The sequence below is a fragment of the Williamsia sp. SKLECPSW1 genome, from assembly GCF_054332755.1.
In genome coordinates this window covers 2,274,076-2,295,407 of the sequence record NZ_JBTGLI010000001.1, presented here as the reverse complement: position 1 = coordinate 2,295,407, position 21,332 = coordinate 2,274,076, and the positions used below count along the sequence as shown (strand labels likewise).

At 69.9% G+C, this 21,332-nt stretch carries 13 protein-coding genes and 1 pseudogene; 8 read left to right on the top strand and 6 right to left on the bottom strand.

Translation table 11 applies throughout. The features are described 5' to 3' along the window. Window positions 1–2: 2 nt before the first annotated feature. On the bottom strand, window positions 3–1,187 hold the full coding sequence (locus ACXVUM_RS10700; protein ID WP_458521768.1) for an MFS transporter: 1,185 nt from the start codon (window positions 1,185–1,187) through the stop codon (window positions 3–5). Window positions 1,188–1,265: 78 nt separating this feature from the next. Between ACXVUM_RS10700 and ACXVUM_RS10695 the strand changes: the two genes are divergently transcribed. After that, window positions 1,266–1,850, top strand: coding sequence for a TetR/AcrR family transcriptional regulator (locus ACXVUM_RS10695; RefSeq protein WP_458521767.1), 585 nt, complete (start codon window positions 1,266–1,268; stop codon window positions 1,848–1,850). A gap of 10 nt (window positions 1,851–1,860) precedes the next feature. Beyond that, window positions 1,861–2,655 carry an exodeoxyribonuclease III gene (locus tag ACXVUM_RS10690; protein WP_458521766.1) on the top strand — a complete coding sequence of 265 codons (795 nt, stop codon included), beginning with the start codon at window positions 1,861–1,863 and terminating at the stop codon, window positions 2,653–2,655. A 7-nt stretch (window positions 2,656–2,662) separates the two neighbouring features. Here the strand turns inward: ACXVUM_RS10690 and ACXVUM_RS10685 are convergent, their stop codons facing one another. The 4 genes from ACXVUM_RS10685 to mbtM form a co-directional block, all read right to left on the bottom strand. After that, window positions 2,663–3,655 (bottom strand): ABC transporter substrate-binding protein, encoded by a 993-nt coding sequence (locus ACXVUM_RS10685; protein WP_458522847.1) that lies wholly within the window; start codon window positions 3,653–3,655, stop codon window positions 2,663–2,665. Beyond that, window positions 3,655–4,479 carry a hypothetical protein gene (locus ACXVUM_RS10680; protein ID WP_458521765.1) on the bottom strand — a complete coding sequence of 275 codons (825 nt, stop codon included), beginning with the start codon at window positions 4,477–4,479 and terminating at the stop codon, window positions 3,655–3,657. The genes ACXVUM_RS10685 and ACXVUM_RS10680 overlap by 1 nt, the downstream gene beginning before the upstream one ends. Window positions 4,480–4,566: 87 nt before the next feature. Further along, window positions 4,567–5,721, bottom strand: a complete 1,155-nt coding sequence (locus tag ACXVUM_RS10675) for an acyl-CoA dehydrogenase family protein (RefSeq protein WP_458521764.1) — start codon at window positions 5,719–5,721, stop codon at window positions 4,567–4,569. Continuing rightward, complete coding sequence (gene mbtM, locus ACXVUM_RS10670; protein WP_458521763.1) at window positions 5,712–7,370, bottom strand: long-chain-fatty acid--ACP ligase MbtM; 1,659 nt, start codon at window positions 7,368–7,370, stop codon at window positions 5,712–5,714. Before mbtM ends, ACXVUM_RS10675 begins: the two co-directional genes overlap by 10 nt. 168 nt (window positions 7,371–7,538) lie before the next feature. Here mbtM and ACXVUM_RS10665 point away from each other — a divergent pair, with 168 nt between their 5' ends. The 6 genes and pseudogenes from ACXVUM_RS10665 to ACXVUM_RS10640 all read left to right on the top strand — a co-directional run bounded on the left by ACXVUM_RS10665 (window position 7,539) and on the right by ACXVUM_RS10640 (window position 19,939). Further along, a complete protein-coding gene (locus ACXVUM_RS10665) occupies window positions 7,539–11,597 on the top strand; it encodes an amino acid adenylation domain-containing protein (RefSeq protein ID WP_458521762.1) in 4,059 nt (1,352 codons plus the stop codon). After that, window positions 11,594–13,402: an IucA/IucC family protein gene (locus tag ACXVUM_RS10660; protein WP_458521761.1), complete on the top strand. Its 1,809-nt coding sequence runs from the start codon at window positions 11,594–11,596 to the stop codon at window positions 13,400–13,402. Before ACXVUM_RS10665 ends, ACXVUM_RS10660 begins: the two co-directional genes overlap by 4 nt. After that, window positions 13,399–15,711, top strand: coding sequence for a penicillin acylase family protein (locus ACXVUM_RS10655; RefSeq protein ID WP_458521760.1), 2,313 nt, complete (start codon window positions 13,399–13,401; stop codon window positions 15,709–15,711). Before ACXVUM_RS10660 ends, ACXVUM_RS10655 begins: the two co-directional genes overlap by 4 nt. Next, window positions 15,708–16,952 (top strand): annotated as a pseudogene (locus ACXVUM_RS10650) (condensation domain-containing protein); the annotation flags it as partial. The gene ACXVUM_RS10655 and the pseudogene ACXVUM_RS10650, both read left to right, overlap by 4 nt. 162 nt (window positions 16,953–17,114) lie before the next feature. Then, entirely contained in the window at window positions 17,115–18,608 is a 1,494-nt protein-coding gene (locus ACXVUM_RS10645) for a pyridoxal phosphate-dependent decarboxylase family protein (protein WP_458522846.1), read from the top strand. Next, a complete protein-coding gene (locus ACXVUM_RS10640) occupies window positions 18,605–19,939 on the top strand; it encodes a lysine N(6)-hydroxylase/L-ornithine N(5)-oxygenase family protein (protein ID WP_458521759.1) in 1,335 nt (444 codons plus the stop codon). Before ACXVUM_RS10645 ends, ACXVUM_RS10640 begins: the two co-directional genes overlap by 4 nt. Here the strand turns inward: ACXVUM_RS10640 and ACXVUM_RS10635 are convergent. Beyond that, window positions 19,899–21,314: a DUF222 domain-containing protein gene (locus tag ACXVUM_RS10635; protein WP_458522845.1), complete on the bottom strand. Its 1,416-nt coding sequence runs from the start codon at window positions 21,312–21,314 to the stop codon at window positions 19,899–19,901. The two genes, ACXVUM_RS10640 and ACXVUM_RS10635, sit on opposite strands and share 41 nt — an antisense overlap. Window positions 21,315–21,332: the final 18 nt, after the last annotated feature.

The window sequence follows — 21,332 nt, the reverse complement described above, 5'->3', positions numbered from 1 at the left end:
GATCACGGCACAGCCGTTCTTGTAGGCGAGCGGTGCCGGATGAGGTTGGGACGCTTCGCGCGCGCGGCGATTCCGAACGCCGTGATCGCAGCGACAACCGCGACGGCGAACGCAGCTCGATAGCCGAGTGTCGCCGCCACCACCCCACCGACCGGCCCGGCGAACATGATCCCGAGATCCCACAGCGAGGTCATCGACCCCATCGCAGTCCCGGCCTGAGCGTCCTCTGCTCGCGCGAGTGTCATCGCACTCGTCGCGGGATAGATGCTCCCCACACCGATGCCGGTCACGACGACGCCCATGAGGATCATCGCCGTCGTCGACTCGACTGCGACAATCGTCAGTCCGGCCCCCTGAATCAGGACTGTGGCCGCCGCCATCCTCCGCCCGCCCCATCGGTCCACCATGGGGCTTCCGATGGTTCGAGCCCCGAGAAACGCTGCTGCATACAGTGACAGCGCCCACCCCGCGCCGCCGAGGCGATGCGTTGTCAGGTACAGGATGAGGAGGGCGGTCACGGTCCCGTACCCGTAGGCGGACAGCCCGAGGCAGAGTGCGGGTCGCGCCCCACCCTGCGGGAGCAGCACGCGCGGATGGACACCGAGAATTCCCCTCCACGGGGTCTTGGCGCGAGAGCTCCTGGTGCTGACCAACAACAGCAATGACACCAGAGGCAGGGCGGCCACTGTCGCCCAGACCGCACGATCACCGCCCAGATTCTCAGTCAGTCCCGCGATCAGCGGACCGACACTGAGTCCGGACCACATCGACAGTCCGAACCACCCCGCGACACTGCCTCGCCTCCCCTCAGGTGTCGAACCGAGCACCCACGGCAGTGTTGCGGAGAACAGCAGCGCTTCCCCCACACCCATCGCCAGGCGCGCGAGTATCAGTACGGCGATCGTCGGCGCGAAGGGGTGCGCAACAGCGGCGAGCGCGACGATCACAGCGCCCGACGTCGCGACTCCTCGGCTTGCTCCGAGGTCGCCCGAGCGACCGGCGTACGGGCGTGCGATCGCCGTCGCGAGGAAGGCAGCCGAGATCACCGTGCCGACCACCACAGGTCCGGCGTCGAATCGCTGGACGAGATATGCGGGGAGGTGCTGCAGCGTGGCGCCGAGCGCGAGGTATCCGCACAGGATCGCGATCCACAGTCGTCGGATCGGCACGACAGGCGGAGATGACACCTGCGCGACAGTACAGATCGGTATCGTTTAAGTACAGAGTGTTACTGTCTGACGCAGACCCACGGCAGATGAGGAAGCATGGCACCGTCGACGACCACCGCGACACGAGCGCGAATTCTCGCGGTGGCATCCGAGTTGTTCTACGACAAAGGCGTTCATGCAGTAGGGGTCAACGAGATCGCCGCGACAGCTCGTGCATCCAAACTGAGCATCTACCGGTACTTCCCCTCCAAGGAGAATCTGGTCGAGTCGATGCTCCGCGATCACAGCGACAGGATCCACGAGTGGCTGGCTCGGGAGACAGCATCTGCACCGCCAGGTTCCGAGCGTGTTCTGGCCCTGTTCGACCTGCTTCTACGGTGGTTCGCGGAGCCGGGTTACAGCGGCTGCGCAGTCGTCAACACGGTCACGGACACCCGAGCTGATCCCGCTGTCGCCGCGATCGCCCGCCGCCACCTCGCTCGGTACCGAGAACTCCTGACAGGCATGCTCGTCGAGGCAGGGGCCGCGTATCCCGACCGGACAGCCCGACAGCTTCTCCTCCTCGTCGAGGGTGCGAGTGTCGTGGCAACGATCGACGCCGACACCCAGTCCGGTCGCGATGCGCGTGAGGCGGCAGCGCTTCTCATCGGCCTCGGTCCCGCCGGCCAGGACGCCATCTAGGGTCGACGCCATGCGCATCGCGACGTGGAACGTGAACTCGATCCGGGCCCGCGCCGAACGCGTCGTCGACTGGCTCGAACGGTCCGACGTCGACGTGCTCGCGATGCAGGAGACGAAGTGCTCCGACGAGCAGTTCCCGATGATGAGCTTCCTCGCCGCCGGATACGACGTCGCGACCGTCGGGGTCAGCCAGTGGAACGGGGTGGCGATCGCGTCCCGCGTCGGTCTCGACGACGTCGCGACGAGCTTCCCGGGTCAACCCGGGTGGGCGCGCGACGATGCGGCGACGCCGACCGTCGAGGCACGGGCGATCGGCGCGACATGCGCCGGCGTGCGCGTGTGGAGCCTGTACGTCCCGAACGGCCGCGCTCTCGACGACCCGCACTACACCTACAAACTCGAGTGGCTGTCCGCACTGCACGACGCGGGACGGTCCTGGCTCGCCGACGATCCCACGGCACCGATCGCGCTCACCGGGGACTGGAACATCGCCCCCACCGACGAGGATGTCTGGGACACCGCCTATTTCGCCGACAAGACGCACACATCGGTGCCCGAACGCGCGGCGTTCCACGCCGTCGTCGACGCCGGTTACGCCGACGTCGTACGTCCCCACACCCCCGGCGAGTTCACCTACTGGGACTACACCCAGCTGCGGTTCGCCCGCAAGGAGGGGATGCGCATCGACTTCGCGTTGTGCTCACCGGCGCTCGCGGCGCGGGTCGGCCACGCGGCGATCGACCGCCAGGAGCGGAAGGGCAAGGGCGCCAGCGATCACGCGCCCGTCGTCGTGGACGTCGACTGACGCCCGGTCATGCCTTCGCAGCCGCCGCGAGCGCGGGACCCATCCGGTCGAGCACATAGGGGATGGCGTTCGGCGACGGTTCGTTGAGACCTGCGATCTGGTTCTGGCTCAACACCGCGACGGCACCCGCCCGCACCGCGGGCAGGTCCTGATAGCCCGGGAGCGACTGCAGTCGCTGCTGCAGATCGGCGTTCGACGCGGCGACCACGACCAGGTTCGCGTCGAGGACGGGGATGTTCTCCAGACTCAACCCGAAGCGTGGCTGTCCGGTCCGTGCCGACTCGGCCGCCGACCGCGGCGCGATCCGCAGGCCGATCGACGTGAACAGCCTCCCGGCACCGTCGTTCGAGTCACCGAACGCCGAGATCTGATCCGGCCCGTACATGTAGGCGAACGAGTACGTCTTGCCCTCGATCCCGGGGTACTTCGCCTTCACACCCGCGATGGACTCGTCGACCCCGGCGATGATCTCCCGCGCCTTGTCCTGCTGTCGCAGAACGGTTCCCATCACGGTCACCATGTCCTGCCACGGGTCGATCTGCTGGCCGCTGATCTTGTCGATGGTGGGCGCCAGCTTGGACAGCGCGTCGAAACCCTCCTGGCCGGTGGCGAACCCCGGAGCGAGGATGAGGTCGGGCTTCAGCTTCGCCACGGCACCGACGACGTCGGCGTCGGAGGGGTTCACGACCGCGACCTTCGCCAACTTGTCGCCGTACCACGGCGGGAGCGACCCGGTCTGCTGCGCGGTCGCGTCGTAGTAGCCGACCGGCGTGACGCCGAACGACAGCGCCACGTCCGTCCACTGCCCACCGATGGTCACGATGCGGTCCGGCACATCGGGAACGGTGACCGATCGACCGTCGGGCAGGTTCACGATCACCGGGGCGGCATCGCCGGACTTCTCGTCCGGTGCCGAACAACCGACCGCGACGACCGCCATCACCACCCCCAGCAGCAGGACACCGACCCGACGGGTCCGCCCGATCCGCGGCGCGCGCATCACAGCGAGCACGGGATCAGCGCGAGCCCTGCGACATCACAGGTGCTGCGGTTGGACAGTTTCCACTTGTCCCCGGCCCACACCCAGGTCAGTGCGCGGGTGCGGGAACCCTGGCCCACCAGGGACATCTGCAGGGTGGCGGTCATCGAGTTCCCGGACACGGTGACCGGCGCGATCATCTGGTAGGTGAACCCGGCACCGCTGACGCGCAACACGTTCGCGACGGCGTCGACGGGACCGAGGGCCCGGGCGCCGGCCTCGAGTTCGTCGGCGCGTGCCGCACGCGAGGCACCCGTGTTCATGATGAGACGGATCTTGGTGTTCAACTGACCGGGCGACAGCGCCTGGGGGGCCGCCGCCTGCGTCGCCGGCGCCGGTGCGACGGTCGGCTCTGCGGGTGCCGCCGTGCCTCCGGCCGCCGGTGCGGTGGCGATCGGTGCGGTGGCGATCGGGGCGGTGCCGCTGCCGGCGCCCCCGTCGCTCGCAGGGACGTCCTCCGCGACCGGTGTCGCTGCCGCGGTAGCCGCACTCGACGAGGGGACCGCGGCGGCAGGGGCCGCGGCACCGTTCTGAGGCAGGGCACTCTGCGCAGCACCGAGATTGACGACGGTCGGGATCGGGGCAGACGCACTGGACCGGTCGTCGAATCCCCCGGATGAGGCGATCCCCACGACACCGATCGTCACGACGATCGCCGACACGACCGCGGCGACACCGGCCGAGGCGAGCACCGTCGGCATGTCGACCGCCGACCTCCGCGACGTCTGTGGTGCGTCCGCGCCGTCGTCACCCCGCTCGTCGTATGGGGTCTCTGCCTGGTTCATGGGTGTTCTCCTCGCTGCCGCGGACGACCGTCCGCGCACATGATGGTCACGAATATAGGTGAGGCTATCCTCACTGACAAACAGGGGTCATCCGATGGCCCCGGCGAACCGTCGATACCCGTCGACGTCGGGGCGCATCCCCGCGGCGACCAGTTCCCACAGGACCTCGTCTGTCCCCCCGCCGACGCGGGCGAGTTTCATGTCACGCCACCACCGCGCGAGCGGGGTCTCGTCGAGCAGGTAGCCCGCGCCGCCGAAGATGTGCATGCACTCCCCCATCACCTCCTCACCGAGGCGCGCGGCCGTCACCTTCGCCGCCGATGCGGTCCGCACGTCGAGGCGACCCGTGGCTGCGATCCCGGCCACAGCGTGCCGCAGCATCCCGACACGGGCATGCAGGTCGGCGACGCGCAGACGGAGCGCCTGGTGGTCGAAGAGCGTCTGCCCGAACTGGGTCCGCTCCCGCATGCGGGCCACGGTGACGCCGAGAACGAGTTCGCAGGCCGACGCCACCTGCGCCGCGATCGACAGCCGCTCGTGGGCGAGACCCCAACTCACCACGGCCAGTCCCGTACCCGGGCGGGCGATCAGGTGGTCGGCCGGAACCCACGTGTCGATGCGGACCGCCGCGGTGTCGAGCGGACCTGCACCGGCCTTGGCGTACGGCTCCTCGATCTCCACCTGGCTCGTCGGGACGAGCACGAGCGCGACGTTGCCGTGCGCTGCGTCTCCGTCGCCACTCGGGGTGCGCGCGACGACGAGGATGTGGTCGGCGATCGGTGAGAGCGACACGAACTTCTTGCGGCCGCGGACCCGGAAACCATCTCCGTCAGCGATGATCTCGGTCTCGACGATCTGCAGATCGGATCCGCCCGAGGACTCCGACGCGGCCAGACACAGCACGACGTCGCCCGCGATGGCCTGGTCGGCAACGTGCGTCAGCACCGGCGATCGGGCACCGAAGCGACGGAGCACGGCGATCGCCGAGTCGTGCAGGCTGACACCCACACCGATCCCCGCCGACCCCAGCCGCCCGAGTGCGAGACCGAGATCGACGACGGCGGCCAGATCCGGAGTCGACGAGGCACCCCACTTGCGGGTGAAGACCCCCTCCCGGCCGAGCCGTTCGATCAGTTCGCGCGGGAAATGTCCTGTCTCCTCTGCACTCTCGACCAGACCACGGACCTCGTCGTCGACGACACGATCGAGCAACTCCGGGAAGCTCTCCGCCGTCACGACCATTCGCCCGCCTCGAGGAGGTCGCGCGCGGCAAGCCGTCGCAGCTTGCCCGACGTGGTCCGCGGTACCGCCCCGACGGGCGCGAGCACCACATCGGCCGGCACCACACCGCAGTCGGAGGCGACGGCCGCGGTGATGGCCGATCGGACCGTGGCGGGATCGTCGACCTCACGGGTCTCGGCGATCACGACGAGACCGGGCCGACGTCCGCGGCGCGCGACCGCGACGACGCCGCCACGACGCACGCCGGCGACCTGCGCTGCGGCCCTCTCGATCTCGGCCGGGAAGATGTTCTTCCCGGCGACGATGACGACCTCCTTGGCCCGACCGCAGACGACCAGCCGGCCGTCGACGAGGTAGCCGAGATCGCCGGTGGGAAACCAGTCGTCGGGCGCGATTGGGTCGTGGCCGCGGTAGCCGCACATCATCGAGGTACCGCGCACCTCGATCGCGCCGACCCGACGCCCCGGTATGTCCGGCGCCGTCTCGACCGGTGCGACGACGCGGATCTGCATGCCGTCGACGGGTCGACCGAGGATCGCGTGGCGACGCGTCGTCGACTCCCCGTCCGGCCCCGGCATCGCGACGGTGTCGTAGTCGGCGCCCTCACCGGGTGCGGGCATCGTGACCGCACAGGTCGATTCGGCCATGCCGTAGGCGGGAGCGGCCGCGCCCGGATCGAACCCCACCGCCGCGGCCGCGGTCAGGAAGCGATCGAAGGCGTCGGGGTCGATGGGCTCGCCACCGCTGATCGCCACCCGGATCGACGACAGATCGGAGCCTGCGAGCAGCCGCCCGTAGCGACCGACGATGTCGTAGGCGAAGTTCGGCGCCGCGGTGACCGTCGCCCGCGACTCGGTCAACCACTGCGGCCACCGGAACGGTGACGCGGCGAACGCGCTGTTCGGGGCGATCCACAGGTCGATTCCCGTGTGCAGCCCCGCGAGCAGGAACGTCAGTCCCATGTCGTGGTAGAGCGGCAGCCAACTCAGACCGACGTCGGTGGCCTCGTCGAGACGCAACCGGCCCGCCAGAGCAGCCGCGTTCGCGGCGACCGCATCGGCGCTCACCACGGCGGTCTTCGGGTCGCCCGTCGATCCTGCTGTGCCCTGGAGGATCGCGATCGCACCGTCGGGGACGGCGTCCGGGTCGACCTGGGCACCGACATGGTCGAGGCCGATCTCGTCGACGCGCTCGACGGTCGGTCTCCTCTCGTCGTCGGACTCGGCGGCCGCGCGGGCGAGCAACTCGAGGTCTGTGCCACCACCGAGCACGACATCCGCGCCGAGATCGGTGAACCGCGTCAGCGTCGTCTCCGCCCATCGGTGGGGATCGGCCCCACGGACGGGCCCCGGCAGGATCGACACCGGGGACCCGATCAGCCACGCCCCCAGCAGTGCCGCGACCAGGTCCGGGGTGGGGTCACCGATGAGTCCCACGGCCGCAGCCGTGTCCGCGCCGTCGGGTCTCCGATCGCGGATGCAGGCGGCGATCGCATGCGCCCGCGCACGCACCCCACGCCAGGGGACGTGTTCCCACCGGTCGTCGTCGGCGACGTACACCGACAGGTCCGACGCACTCGCAGCCAGCACGGCGTCGACGTGTGCAGCGAGTCCGAGATCGGTACGCGGCGGGGTCTGCGCGAGTGTCATGGAACCCTCTCGTGACGGCGGGATCTGCCTGCCGCGTCGAAACCGTCAGCGGCACAGAACCATCGAGGCGGCCTCGGCGATGTGACCCGCCGCCGGCTCGACCCTCTGGGATGTGTACGTTAGCGTAACCTAACCTAAGTCGACCAGGGTGTGCAGAGGGGTGACGCAATGCTGATCGGTGATCCGCCGGCGACGACAGGCCGCGAGACCGGCCATGCCATGACCGCGTCGGCGGTCCGACGGATCGTCGCCGAGGCGCTGGATGTCGATCCGGACACCCTCGATCCCGACACCGATCTGATCGGCCAGGGACTCGACTCGCTGCGGATGATGCGGCTCGCCGGTCGATGGCGTCGCGAGGGCTTCGACATCGACTTCGCCCGATTGGCGGAGGCCCCGACCATCGCGGCGTGGTCGGAGCTGCTCGGCGCACCGGCGGACGCCCCGACGGCACCTGACACACCACCCGACGCGGCACCGGTCGCGGACGACGAGACGGATGCGTTCCCGCTCGCACCGATGCAGCACGCCTACTGGGTCGGCCGCTCCGACAGCCACGACCTCGGCGGCGTCGCCGCCCACCTGTACGTCGAGTTCGACGGTGGGGCAGTCGATCCGGACCGGTTCCGGGCTGCCGTCGCCGCACTCGTGGAGCGTCATCCGATGACGCGCGTGACCGTCCGTCCGGACGGGACACAGGAGGTCGGACCCGCCCACCCCGACATCACCACGGTCACCGACCTCCGTCGCGCGTCGGCGCCGGCCGTCGAGGACTTCCTCACCCGGACCCGCGCTGCGAAGACCCACGCGATGCTCCCCGTCGAGGAGGGACAGGTCCTCTCGATCGACCTCACCCTCCTGCCGCGCGGGCGCAGCCGCGTCCATCTCGACGTCGACATGATCGCCGCCGACGCGATGAGCTTCCGGGTCCTCGTCGACGACCTCGCCCGGCTGCACCGGGGTGAATCGCTGCCGCCGATCGGCATCGACTTCCGGACGCTGACCGCGCGCCGCCAGGGCAGAGCGACCCGCGCGGCCGACGTCGAGTGGTGGCGGTCGCGCATCCCCGAACTCCCCGGACCCCCGGAACTGCCTCGCAGCATGCAGGATCCGCACGGCTCCGGTGCGACCACCGTCCGACTGCACCACGCGATCGACGCCGCCGACCGCGAGCGCCTCGAACGCGCCGCCCACCGCCACGGCGTGACACCCGCCGCCGCGGTGGCCGCGGCGTTCGCCGAGGCTGTCGGCTCGCATGCGACGCGCCCTCGGTTCCTGCTCACCGTCCCGCTGTTCGACCGCGACGACACCGATCCCGACGTCGATCGTGTGGTCGGGGACTTCACGTCGTCGATCGTGGTCGCCGTCGACCTGTCGACACCCGCGACGATCTCCGACCGCGCTCAAGCACTGCGTGAATCGATGCACGAGGCCGCGGTACACGGCAGCGTGAGCGGTCTCGACGTGCTGCGGGACCTCAGCCGTCTCCGCGGGGAGCCGGTCCTCTCACCGGTCGTCTTCACCAGCGCGTTGGGACTCGGCGAGCTGTTCTCCCCCGCGGTCACCGACGCGTTCGGAGATCCGGGCTGGATCGTCTCCCAGGGACCGCAGGTACTCCTCGACGCGCAGGTGACCGAGGTCGACGGTGGCCTCCTGCTGAACTGGGATGTCCGTGTGTCCGACCTCGACGAGTCGGTCGCCCGGTCCATGTTCGACCACTACGTCCGCGTCCTCGGGATGCTCGTCGACGACGACTGGGACCGCCCGGCGCCGTCCGCCGTACCCACCGAGGTGCTCGCGGAGCGCCGATCGTGCGAACATCGCCTCCCCGACGTCGAGGTGTTCGACGGAACGCTGCACGGGGAGTTCCTGCGGCGGGCCCCATCTCGCGCGGACGCCCCCGCGATCGCCGACTCCACACGCACCTGGACGCATGCCGAGGTCGCCGACCGCGCACTCCGCGTCGCGGGCGCGCTCCGAGCCCACGGCGTCGCCCCCGGCGACACCGTCGTCCTACACCTGCCGAAGTCCGCCGAGCAGGTGGTCGCCGCGATCGGCATCCTCGCCGCCGGCGCCGCATACGTCCCGATCGCACCGTCTCAGCCGACGACACGTCGGGAGCGGATCGTCGACGTCGCGACGCCCGCAGCGGTTCTCACCGACATCCCGTCGGACTGGCAGGGAGTGGACGCCGCGGTCGTCGACATCGCGTGCACGGTCTCCGCGGATCCCGTCGACGCCGTGTCCGCCGACCCGGACGCTCTCGCCTACGTGCTGTTCACCTCCGGCTCCACCGGTCTCCCGAAAGGCGTCGAGGTGCCGCATTCCGCGGCCGTCGCCACGCTCACCGATCTGGTGACCCGGTTCTCGCTCGACGACTCCGACCGCAGCCTGATGGTGTCGTCCCTGGAGTTCGACCTCTCGGTGTTCGACGTCTTCGCCCTGCTGGCCGTGGGTGGTTCGGTGACCGTCGCCGACGACGACCCGACCACGCGTGTCGACTCCTGGGTGGGCCACCTGGCCGGTGACGGCGTCACCGTGCTCAACTGCGTCCCCACCGTGCTGGGGATGCTCACCGATCTCACGTCCATGCCGTCGTCGCTCCGAGTGGTGCTCACCGGTGGTGACCGGGTCGAGGTGGCGCACCTCCGACGCATCGCCGACCAGGTGCCCGGGGTCCGCGTCGCAGGACTCGGCGGCACTACGGAGACCGCCATCCACTCGACCGTGTGCGAGCTCGCCGACGTCCCCGACGGCGCGGTGTTCGTGCCGTACGGCGTCCCGCTCGACGGGGTGCGGTGCCGCGTGGTCGATCCCGTCGGCCACGACCGCCCCGACTTCGTCGCGGGTGAGCTGTGGATCGGCGGCGCCGGTGTCGCTCGGGGGTATCGCGCCGACCCCGCGCGCACCGCAGACCGGTTCGTCGAGGTCGACGGCACCCGCTGGTACCGGACCGGCGACATCGCCCGCTACCTCCCCGGTGCGTTCCTGGACTTCCTCGGCCGTGACGACCACATGGTCAAGGTCCGCGGCCACCGTGTGGAACTCGGCGAGGTGGAAGCCGGACTGCTCGACGTCGACGGCGTCCGATCGGCGGTCGCATGGTCCGACGGACGGGACCTCCGCGCCGCCGTCGTCCTCGTCGACGGGACGGCACCGACAGACGGCGACGCCCTCCTCGATGGTCTCCGCACGGTCCTGCCGGCGACGATGCTCCCCCGCTCGGTCACCGTCGTCGACGCACTGCCCCTCACGTCGAACGGCAAGATCGATCGATCGCGGGTCGCTGCGGAACTCGACACCCACGACATCCCGGCCACGGTCGCACCGAGGGGTCCGGTCGAGTCGGCACTCGTGGCGCTGGCCGAGACGGTGCTCGACACACGACCGATCGGCGTCACCGACGAGTTCGTCGCCCTCGGTGGCGATTCCGTCCTCGCCACCCGCTTCGTCGCCGAGATCCGTCGCTGGCTCGCGATGCCCGGCGGCCAGGCGTCGGCGACGGTCGCCGACGTGTTCACCCACCGCACCGTCGCCGCCCTCGCCGAGGTGCTCGTCGCCCGCCACGGTGACGCGATCACCGAGGTGGCGTCGGTGATGCTCGAGGTGCTCGGACTCAGTGCCGACGAGGTGGAGACGCAACTCGCCGAGCAGGGGCCCGACGACGCCGCGGATCTCACCGGCCTGGCAGCGCGGATCACCCATCGACGCTTCGACCTCGACGCCGATCTCCCGACGGTCCACGGTTGGCTCACCCACGAGAAGGCGGCGTTCTGGGACATGCTGACCGCGGACGAGTCCGCCGTCGCCGAGATGATCCGCCACGGCGACGCCACCGGCCCCGGGTATCGCGTCGGCCTGCTCGACGGCCGGCCACAGTTCCTCTTCGAGCTCTACGACCCCCGCATCAGCGAACTGGCCGAGCCGGGAACGGGATACACCCCCGCCGAGGGCGATCTCGGTATGCACATCCTCGTCGCCCCCACCGACCGACCGGTACCGGGGTTCACCGAGGCGGCGATGCGGCACGTGATGCGGACGGCGTTCGACGTGCACGACGCCACGCGCGTCGTCGTCGAACCCGACGTCCGCAACACCGCCATCCACCGCCTCAACGCACTGGTCGGCTTCCGGGTGCTCGGCGACCACCGTGTCGGCGCGAAGACCGCGCGCGTCAGCATCTGCCGCCGTGCGGATCTCACGGCGGCGACCGAGGACACACCGTGACGGGATCTGCACCGACACTCCGACCTCACGTCTCCGCTGTCGACCACCACAGCACCTACGGGCGTCGTCTCGCCCGCAAGATGCTCGCCGAGTTCTGCCACGAACGGCTCGTCCACCCGATCCGCGTGTCCGGGGAGAGTGCGGGCGCGACGTATCTGGTGCTGTCCGACGACCGTCGCGTCGAGTACCTCTTCCGCGCGGAGGTCCTGCCGCTCGAGCACTGGGTGATCGACGAACGGTCGATGCAGCGTGTCGTCGACGGCACACGCCGGCACGTCGATCCGGTGCAGCTGATCCTCGACGTCCACGAGACCATCGGGCTGCCGGGAGACGCGGTCCCGCCCTACCTCGAGGAACTCGTCAGCACCCTCGGCGTCGGCGCGGACCGTCCCGAGCGTCGGTGGCTCACCGCAGCCGAGCTCGCCGTCGCCGACTTCCAGACCGTCGAGTCGGCGATGACCGAGGGGCACCCCTGCATCGTCGCCAACGCCGGACGCATCGGCTTCAGCACCGACGACCTCGCCCGGTACGCGCCGGACCGTGGGCCGACCTGCCATCTGACGTGGGTCGCCGCGCGACGCGATCGCTGTGAGGTCGCGACGCTCCCCGAGGTCGACCTCGATCGCCTCGTGGCCGGGGAACTCGGCGAGGAGACGGTCGGGCGCTTCACCGACATCCTGCTGCGGGCCGGTCTCGACCCGTCCGACTACCTCTTCCTCCCGGTGCACCCGTGGCAGTGGACCGAGAAGATCTCCCGTGTCCTCGCCCCCGATCTCGCCGACGCCGGACTCGTCCTCCTCGGTGAGGCGCCCGACCGCCATCGCCCGCAGCAGTCGATCCGCACGATGTTCAACGCGACACGGCCGCACCGCCCCTACGTGAAGCTCGCGCTGTCCATCACCAACATGGGTTTCACGCGGGGGATGTCCGCCGACTACATGCGCACCACTCCGCTCATCAACGAATGGGTGCGGGGCCGCGTCGACGACGATCCCTATCTGCGTTCCATCGGTTTCCGACTGCTGTACGAGGTGGCCGCGGCCGGATACCGCAGCCCCGTCTTCGACGGCATCACCGAGGTCGGCTCGGAGTACCGCAAACTGCTGGCCGCACTATGGCGCGACAGCCCGACGGCACTGATCGGCGACGGCGAGCAGCTCGCCACGATGGCAGCGCTGCTGCATGTCGACCACCGCGGGACGCCGCTGGTCGCCGCGTACGTCGACCGCTCGGGGCTGTCGGCCGACGAGTGGGTTCGGCGCTACCTGCGGGTCTATCTCCACCCCATCACCTATCTCCTCCACCGGCACGACCTGAAGTTCTCGCCGCACGGTGAGAACCTGATCCTCGTCCTGGACCGGGGTGTACCCGTGCGCGCGATCCTCAAGGACATCGGCGAGGAGGTCACCGTCGTCGGGGACGCCGCCGGCCTACCGGACTCGTGTGCCCGCGCCGCCGTCCCCACCACCGACGAGATCGCCGCCCTCGGGGTGCTGTCCGACGTCATGGACGACTTCCTGCGCCCGCTCTCCGGCGTCCTGCACGAATCGGGACTCGTGGAGGGTGAACGATTCTGGGACCTCGTCGCGGAGAGTGTGCGTGAGTTCGCCTCGGAGCACGCCGAACTGGCGGAGCCACTGCGGCGGCGCGATCTGTTCGTCCCCGAGTTCGGGGCCATCCACCTCAACCGTCTGCAGATGGGCAACGCGCGGCGCATGGTCGATCTCGGCGACTCCTATGCCGCCCTGCTGGACGGCGACCACCGTCTCGCCAACCCACTCGCCGACCCGCGGAGGGCGTCGTGACGCCCGCGCGCATCGTCCGAGACCGATGGCACATCCCGCACGTCGTCGCGGATTCCGCGGCGGGCGCGCTGTGGGGGCAGGGTCGGGCCTGCGCGCTCGACCGGGCCTGGCAGATCGAGTTCCTGCGCCTGCGGGCCGAGGGGCGGACCGCCGAGGTGTTCGGTGCGGGCAGCGTCGGCTGGGACGAGTTCGCCCGTCGCGCCGGTATCGACCGTGCCGCGCGACGGATCCACGACCGGTCGTCACCGCGGTCGCGTGCACTGCTCGCCGCCTACACCGACGGCGTGAACAGCGCGCTCGACGAGGTGCGGGCCGTGGAGTTCACCGAACTCCGCCACCGTCCGCGCCCGTGGAGCCCGTGGACACCGATCGCGGTGTTCATCACGCACAACATCCTGTTCGGCCGATTCCTGACGAAACTCTGGCGTGTACACGCCTGCTCCCGACTCGGACACGATGCCCTGCGGCTGTTCGACTGCGAGGGAGTCGATCCCGGCGTCGACCCCACCGTCCCCCCACTTCCGGATCCGGCCACGATCGACGCGATCCTGGCCGAGTTCGAGGGTGCGTTCGCCGCCGTCGACTCCGGCACGGACGACCCACCGCGCGGTCCGACGCCGATCACCGACGCCGTCACCGGCAGCGGGATCGGTGGCAGCAACGCCTGGGGGATCGCGGGATCCCGCACCGCCTCGGGTGCTGCACACATCGCCGGCGATCCGCACCGGTTCCTCGAGCTACCCGGCATCTATGTCCAGTGCCATCTCGTCAGCGACGAGTTCGACGTCGTCGGATTCGCGTTCGCCGGCGTCCCCGGCGTCCCGCATTTCGCGCACACCGGCGACGTCGCCTGGGGCATCACGAACGCGATGGCCGACGTGCAGGACGTCTACATCGAGCGGTTGTCACGCGGCGACCGGTCCGTCGTCGCACAGTCGCCCGACGGGGACCTCGTCGCCGACAGCTGGATCGAGCAGATCGACGTCCGCGACGGCGGGGCCGTCGACTGCGAGGTGATCGTCACCGGGAACGGGTCGGTGATCGTCGGGGGTCCCGACGACCCGATCGCGGTCGCGCTACGCAGCCCGCTGCTCGACGACGACTCGACCACATTCGACGCCGTGCTCGATCTGCTCTTCGCCCAGTCGATCCCGGATGTCGAGCAGGCCCTGCGTGCGTGGGTCGAACCGGTGAACCGCGTCGTCGTCGGGGACACCGCAGGGCGTGTGACACACCATCTCGCGGGCGTGCTCCCCGAGCGCGACACCGACAACTACTGGCTTCCCGTCCCCGGTTGGAGTGCCGCACACCGGTGGACCGGTCGTCGACCGACGACCCTGGACGGGACACCTCCCGCCGACGTCGCAGACTTCTCGGTCATCTCCAATCAGCGGACCACCGACGACAGCGACCTCCAGCCGCCGGCCACCGAATGTGTCCCACCGCACCGCGCGGACCGGATCGCGACACTGCTGTCGTGGCGGACCGGCCTGGTCCCCGGCGACTCGGCCCGGATCCACCGCGATCACCTGCTCGACGATCGAGAGACGGTGCTGCGGATGCTGTCCCGGGTCGACGGGCTGAGCGCGTCCGGCCACGCGCTCGTCGACCGGCTGCTCGCATGGGACCGTGTGATGGACGCCGACAGCGCGGATGCCTACCTGTACGCCGAGATCCGCGCCCACCTGGTCCGCGGTCTCGCGCGATCGCCCGGATTGTCGCCCCTGGCCCGTCGCCACCCGTTTCCCGCGGTGTTCGACCCGTGGTTCGTCGCGCTGCCCCGTGTGGCGGCGGCAACCGCGGCCGTCGTCGAGAGGATCGGCGCCCGCGGCACCGACGTCGACGTCGTGCTCCGGCAGGCTGTCGAGGACGTCGCGACACTCGTCGAGCATCTCGATGTCGTCCCGACGTGGGGCAGCGTCCACGTCCTGGCCCCCATCCACGGCTTCGACCTCGTCGGGGTCACGCCGGAGCACCGGGAGTTGTCGCGACTGCTGCGGCCGTTACCCCATCCGCTCGGCGGGGACGTCGAGACGGTGTCGGCGAGTGCGAGTGCCGTCGGCCTCACCCACGCCTGCAGCCTCGGATCGGCCGCACGCTACGTCTGGGATCTCGCCGACCGCGACGCGAGCATGTGGGTGGTGCCGCTGGGCGCGAGTGGCGACCCGCGGTCCCCGGCGTTCGAAGACCAGGCGCCCCTGTGGGCGCGGGGCGAGCTGATCCGCGTCGTCACCGATGTCGCCGACCTGGCCGCCACCTCCGATCCCTGCACACCACCAGCCCACGAACTCATCCCGGAGGACGCATGACCGTGTTGGACGACGCCCGCCTCGAACTCATGCGTCGGCGTCTGGCCGGCGGCGCCTCCGCGAGCGCTCCGGTGGGCCCCGGTCCGGCGCACCAGGAGACCGGGTCCGGTGCGCTGGGCGCCGCGGAGCGACGCATGTGGCGTATCCACGACCTCGATCCCGACTCCTGCGGCCACAACATCGGACTCGTTCTCACTCTGCACGATCCGCTCACCGACGTCGTCGACGCCGTGCACACGCTCGTCTCGCAGACCCCGGTCCTGGCGTCGGTCATCACCGCCGACGGCGGCGAGCCGCACAGGGTGCCGCACGAGGGCGAGGGACGATGGGCCGTCCCGAACCGCGAGTGGGAATGGAACGCGGACATCGTGTCCCCGGGGTCTGATGTCCACGACGCGGCGCGCACGCTGACCCGCACACCGTTCCGACTGACCGCGGAGCCGCCTGTCCGCGCTCGGGTCGTCGCCGTGGAGGACACGGTGGTCGTCGTCCTGGTCATCCACCACATCGCCGTCGACGGGATGTCGTGGCCTGCGCTGCTCGCGCCGTTGACCGGCGAAGCGACCCACTCGCCCGCCGTGGTCGACGCGCCGAGCCGGGTCATCGACGTCGACGCCGCGGTTCGCCATGCGCTGGCCACGTGGGCCGCCGACGACATCCGCCACCCGATGACCGGCGAGCTGCCCTCGCAGACGCCTGCAGAGAGCTGGCTCGCACCGCTCGGTGAGGCGCCGATCGTCCACGACCGCGCAGCGATCGATCCCGCCGACGGCGCAGCCCTCGGCGACGTCGCCCGCGAGGTGGGAGCGACACCCAACGCGGTGATCATCGGCGTGTGCGCACTCGCCGCACACGCGGCGACCGGAGCCGACGACCTGGTCGTGGCGGTCCCGGTCGAGAACCGTGGCGTAGGAGAGGATCCGCGGAGTGTCGGCTACTGCGGGAACATCGTGCCGGTGCGCTTCACCCTGATCCCGGCGGCAGATGTGCGCGAGAACCTCCGGCGTCTGATGACGGCGGTCTACGAGGCGACCGAGCACGCCGCGGTCGACTTCGGCACGCTGCTGACCGCGATCCGCTCCGCCGGCGGGCGTTTCCCCGTCGTCGACGTGATGGCCTCCGTTCGCGACGCCCCGCTGCGTCATGTCGCCGACGAGTCGGTCGGCTACGAGTCGGTGTCGACCGGGATCGGCGGGTACCCGCTGACCTACGCCGTCGAGATCGGGTCCGGCGACCGGATCCACCTCGAGATCGACCACCAGGTCGACGTCCCGGAGGCGATCGGCACCTCGGCGATGCCGCTGGCGCTGCAACTCATCCGGGAGCTGCCCGACGGGCTCGACACACCGCTGGCGGACCTCGTCGACACGGTACGGGCCGGCTGTGCCATCGATGCGCTGCCGATGCGGATGTCGCGGTTCGCCACGCCAGGTGCCGGATGGTCCAGGGTGGGTGAGGGTCTCGCGCGACTGGCCGACTCCGTGGGACACGATGCCCACCACGGTGCCCCGCTCCCGCCGGGGCCGCCCGCCGATGTTCTCGCCGCCGTCGCGCAACTGCTCGGCCCGACGACCCTGCCCAGTACGGGGATCGGCGAGTCCGCGGCCCTCGCGCGGCTCGGCGACATGATCGCCCGCCACGGGCTGGACCTGACCCATCCACGCGCCGCTGCGCACCTGCAGCCCCCGGCACTGTCGGTGGCGGTGGTCGCGGACGCGTTGGCCTCGGCCACCAACGCGTCCTTGGACACCTACGACTCCGGGCCGGCGACACTCGCGCTGGAACGGTGGGTGGTCGCGGCTCTCGCCGATCTCGCGGGGTTCGGCGAGAGCGCCGGCGGTGTGTTCGGTCCCGGAGGGTCGTACTCGAACCTGTTGGCGTTGCTGGTGGCACGCGACCGTGCAGCGGCACGGCGGGGCGTCGACTCGCGTGCAGACGGTGTCGCCGCGCTACGCCGGCCGGTCGTCTTCTGCTCCGAGGTGGCGCATTTCTCCCTGCACCGCGCCTGTGCCGCTCTGGGTATGGGCGAATCGGCGGTGGTGCCGATCCCGGTGGACGACGACCACCGCATGGTCCCCGCCGATCTCGAGGCCGCGATCGTCGCCGCCGGTGACCGGGTACCGGTCGCGATCGTCGCGACGGCGGGCACCACCGACTTCGGCACCGTCGACCCTCTTCGGGAGATCGCCGCGGTTGCGCGCAGACACGACATCTGGCTGCACGTCGACGCCGCCTACGGCTTCGGGACCCTCTTCTCCGATCGCCTCGCGCGGCTCGTCGACGGGATCGGCAGGGCGGACTCGATCACGCTCGACCTGCACAAGATCGGTTGGCAGCCGGCGGCGGCGAGCGTTCTCCTCCTCGCCGATGCGCACGGGTTCGACTCCGTCGACCGGTCGGTGGCGTACCTCAACCCGACGGACGACATCGAGGCCGGATACGGCGGTCTGCTCGGTCAGACGTTGCAGACCACGCGTCGACCGGACGTGCTCAAGGTGGCGGCCACGTTCCTCGCCTATGGGCGGAGGGGTCTCGGCGCGATGCTCGACACCTGTCACGACCTGGCCCGCCACGCAGAGCAGCGGATCGCGACCGAGCCGCAGCTCGAGCTCGTCGCGCCGGTGACGATGACGACGGTGGTGTTCCGGTACCGCTGTACCGATTCCGACGTCGTCAACGCCGAGCTGCGACGACGCCTGATCCGCGAGGGTGCGGCGCTGATCGGGCGGACGCGGGTTCGTGTCGCCGACGGTCGGACACGGATCTGCCTCAAGCTCACCCTGCTGAATCCCGATGCACATCAATCCGACATCGACGGGTTGTTCGACGACATCCTGCGGCTGGCGCTCGAGGTGGAATCCGAATGTGCGACATCGACGGAGGTGCCCGCGCGATGACCACCACTTCGACCGTCGATGTACTCGCCGTCGGCTGCGGGCCGTTCAACCTGGGTCTCGCCGCCCTGTCGAGCACGGTCGACGACATCGACCTGCTCGTCGTCGACTCCCGCCCCGAGTTCCGGTGGCACCCCGGGCTGATGTTCGACGACGCGACCCTCCAGGTCAGCTTCCTGTCGGATCTCGTGTCGCTGGTGGACCCGACGCACCCCATGTCGTTCCTGGCGTACATGGCCGACGTCGACCGGCTCTACCCGTTCCTGGTGCGGGAGAACTTCTTCCCGACACGGCGGGAGTACGAGGCGTACCTGCTGTGGGCGCTCGACCGCATTTGTGCCCGCCGGCCGTCGTCGGTGCGGTTCTCGACGCAGGTCGAGGAGGTGCACTGGGACGAAGAGGACGAGATGTTCTCGGTGGTGGTCTCGTCGGACGGTGTGCGGTCGACGATCCGTGCCGGACACGTGGTGGTCGGGGTCGGTACGGAACCCTCTGTCCCACGATCGCTGACGCTCGACGCAGGCGCCGATCGCGTCCTCCACAGCGGCGAGTACCTGCACCATCGGGATCGCGTTCTCGGGTCGGATGCGGTGACCGTGGTCGGTTCGGGTCAGTCGGGTGCCGAGATCGTGATCGATCTCGTGGAGGCCAATCTCGCGGGCGGACCGGAGGTCCGGTGGTGGACGCGCACCGGCTGGTTCGCTCCCCTGGACTTCACGAAGTTGTCGCTGGAGATGACGACACCGGCGTACATGGACTACTTCCACGGTCTGCCCGAGAACACCAGGGACGAGGTGCGGGCGGGGCATTGGCAGTTCCACAAGGGTATCTCGGCGGAAACCCTGGAGCGGCTGCACGATCTGCTCTATCGACGGCAGTTGGCTTCCCCGCTCCCACCCGTGCAGTTGCGGGCCGGGGTCACTGTGACCGGCCTGGACGACAGAGACGACGGACGGTTGTGTGTCCACGCGCGACACGACGACACGGGCGCACACATCGCGCACACCACCGCCGTGGTGATCGCCGCGACCGGTTACCGGCCACGATCGACGAGTTTCCTGGATCCGTTGCGAGAGAACATCGTGACCGATGAGCGTGGCCGGCCGGTGATCGACGTCGATCACTCGGTGGTCGGTCGCGGCGGGTTCCGTCGTCGACTGTTCGTGGCGAGCGCCGACGAGCACAGCCACGGTGTGTCCGCCCCGAACCTGGACATCGGCGCGGTCCGTAACGCGCGGATCCTGAACGCCGTCGCCGGTCGGGAGGTGTACCGACTTCCCGGCCGCACCGCGTTCACGACGTTCGGTCCCGAGGACGATCTGATCGATCTGTGATCGGGGTGCGGTAGTCGATCACCCGGATGATCACCGGCTCCTGTGATCTCGAGTGGTGTTCGGCCAGGATCAGTTCGAGGCGGTGTTCGATGTCGGACCAGTCCGGGTCGGGTGGTGCGTGATCGTCGAGGATCCGATCCGGTCGGTGGAGGTGATTGGTTCTGGGTGGGTCGGTGGTGCCGTTGGCGACCCACCCGAACCGGCCACGATCGGGACCGGTGGTGATCTTTTCTGTCTGCCAGCCACCGGGCCGGTCGTGCACGGCCCGGTTGTGCGGCCCGCACGCCGGCGCGAGATCAGTGGAATCGGTGTTCCCGCCTTGGGCCCAGTCCTGGTGCGCGTGGTGCATCTCGGTGTGGGTGAACGGTGCCGGACATGCCGGCATGGCGCAGCCGCCGTACTGGGCGAACGACACGAACCGTTGCACCTCTGAAGCCAACCGGCGGGTGCGGCCGTAGAACAGTGGTTCCCCGGTCACGTCGTCGAAGACGGCCAGATGCATCTGCGCCTGCGCCGCCAAACGCAGGATGTCTGTCATGGGGAGGTCGGTGCCGGTGGCGGTGTGCCCGACACCCGCCCGCTCCCGCAACTGGGATTCGGTGATGGAGATGATGATGTGCGGCGGCAACCCCCGATGCGACACCCCATACAGGCCACCATCAGCCGCCGCCCGCAGCAACGCCTGTAGGGCGTCGTGATTGCGCTGGGCTTGGCTACGGCTATCGCGTTCGGCCGCCGCGGTGAGCGCATCGGTGTCGACACCGATGTCGTCGCAGCCGCCGCGGGGTGAGTGGTCGTCGTCGGGATTGTTCATCCCCGGCTTCGCCCACTTCGACAACATCACCTCGAACAAGGCTCGGGTCGTGGGGTCGAGTTTCCCACCCAGCCGGGACATCAAGTCACTGCCCTGCACACCGAGGGACAGGGATCGTTGGCGGGCCCGGTCACGGTCGGATGGTTCGGCACCATCGGGATCCAGATGCGACAACAGGCGGGCACCGGCGCGGTGGATCTCTTTCGGGCTGAAGTTGCGGGCGATGTCGGCGATCTGTTCCTCGGCCTTCTCCCGCACCTCCGGCGACGTCGCGGCCGGGACCTTGTCCATCACCGCGAGCACCGCATCCACATGCTCATGCGACAGCTCACCCTCGGCCATCGCCGCCGCCGTCTCCGGACACCGCGCCGGCAACCTCTCCCCGGTCATCGCATGCATCTGCGACAACGCGAGCACCTGCTTCAACCTGCGCTTCGGGTTCGGCACCCGCAACCGGTCACCCACGAACTGCGTCACCGCCGCGCACTGCACCGCACCGAACGCACCCCGATCCGACACATCCAGGATCCGACGCAACCCGATCGAACCCATCCTGCGCACCGCACGTTCATGGGTGAT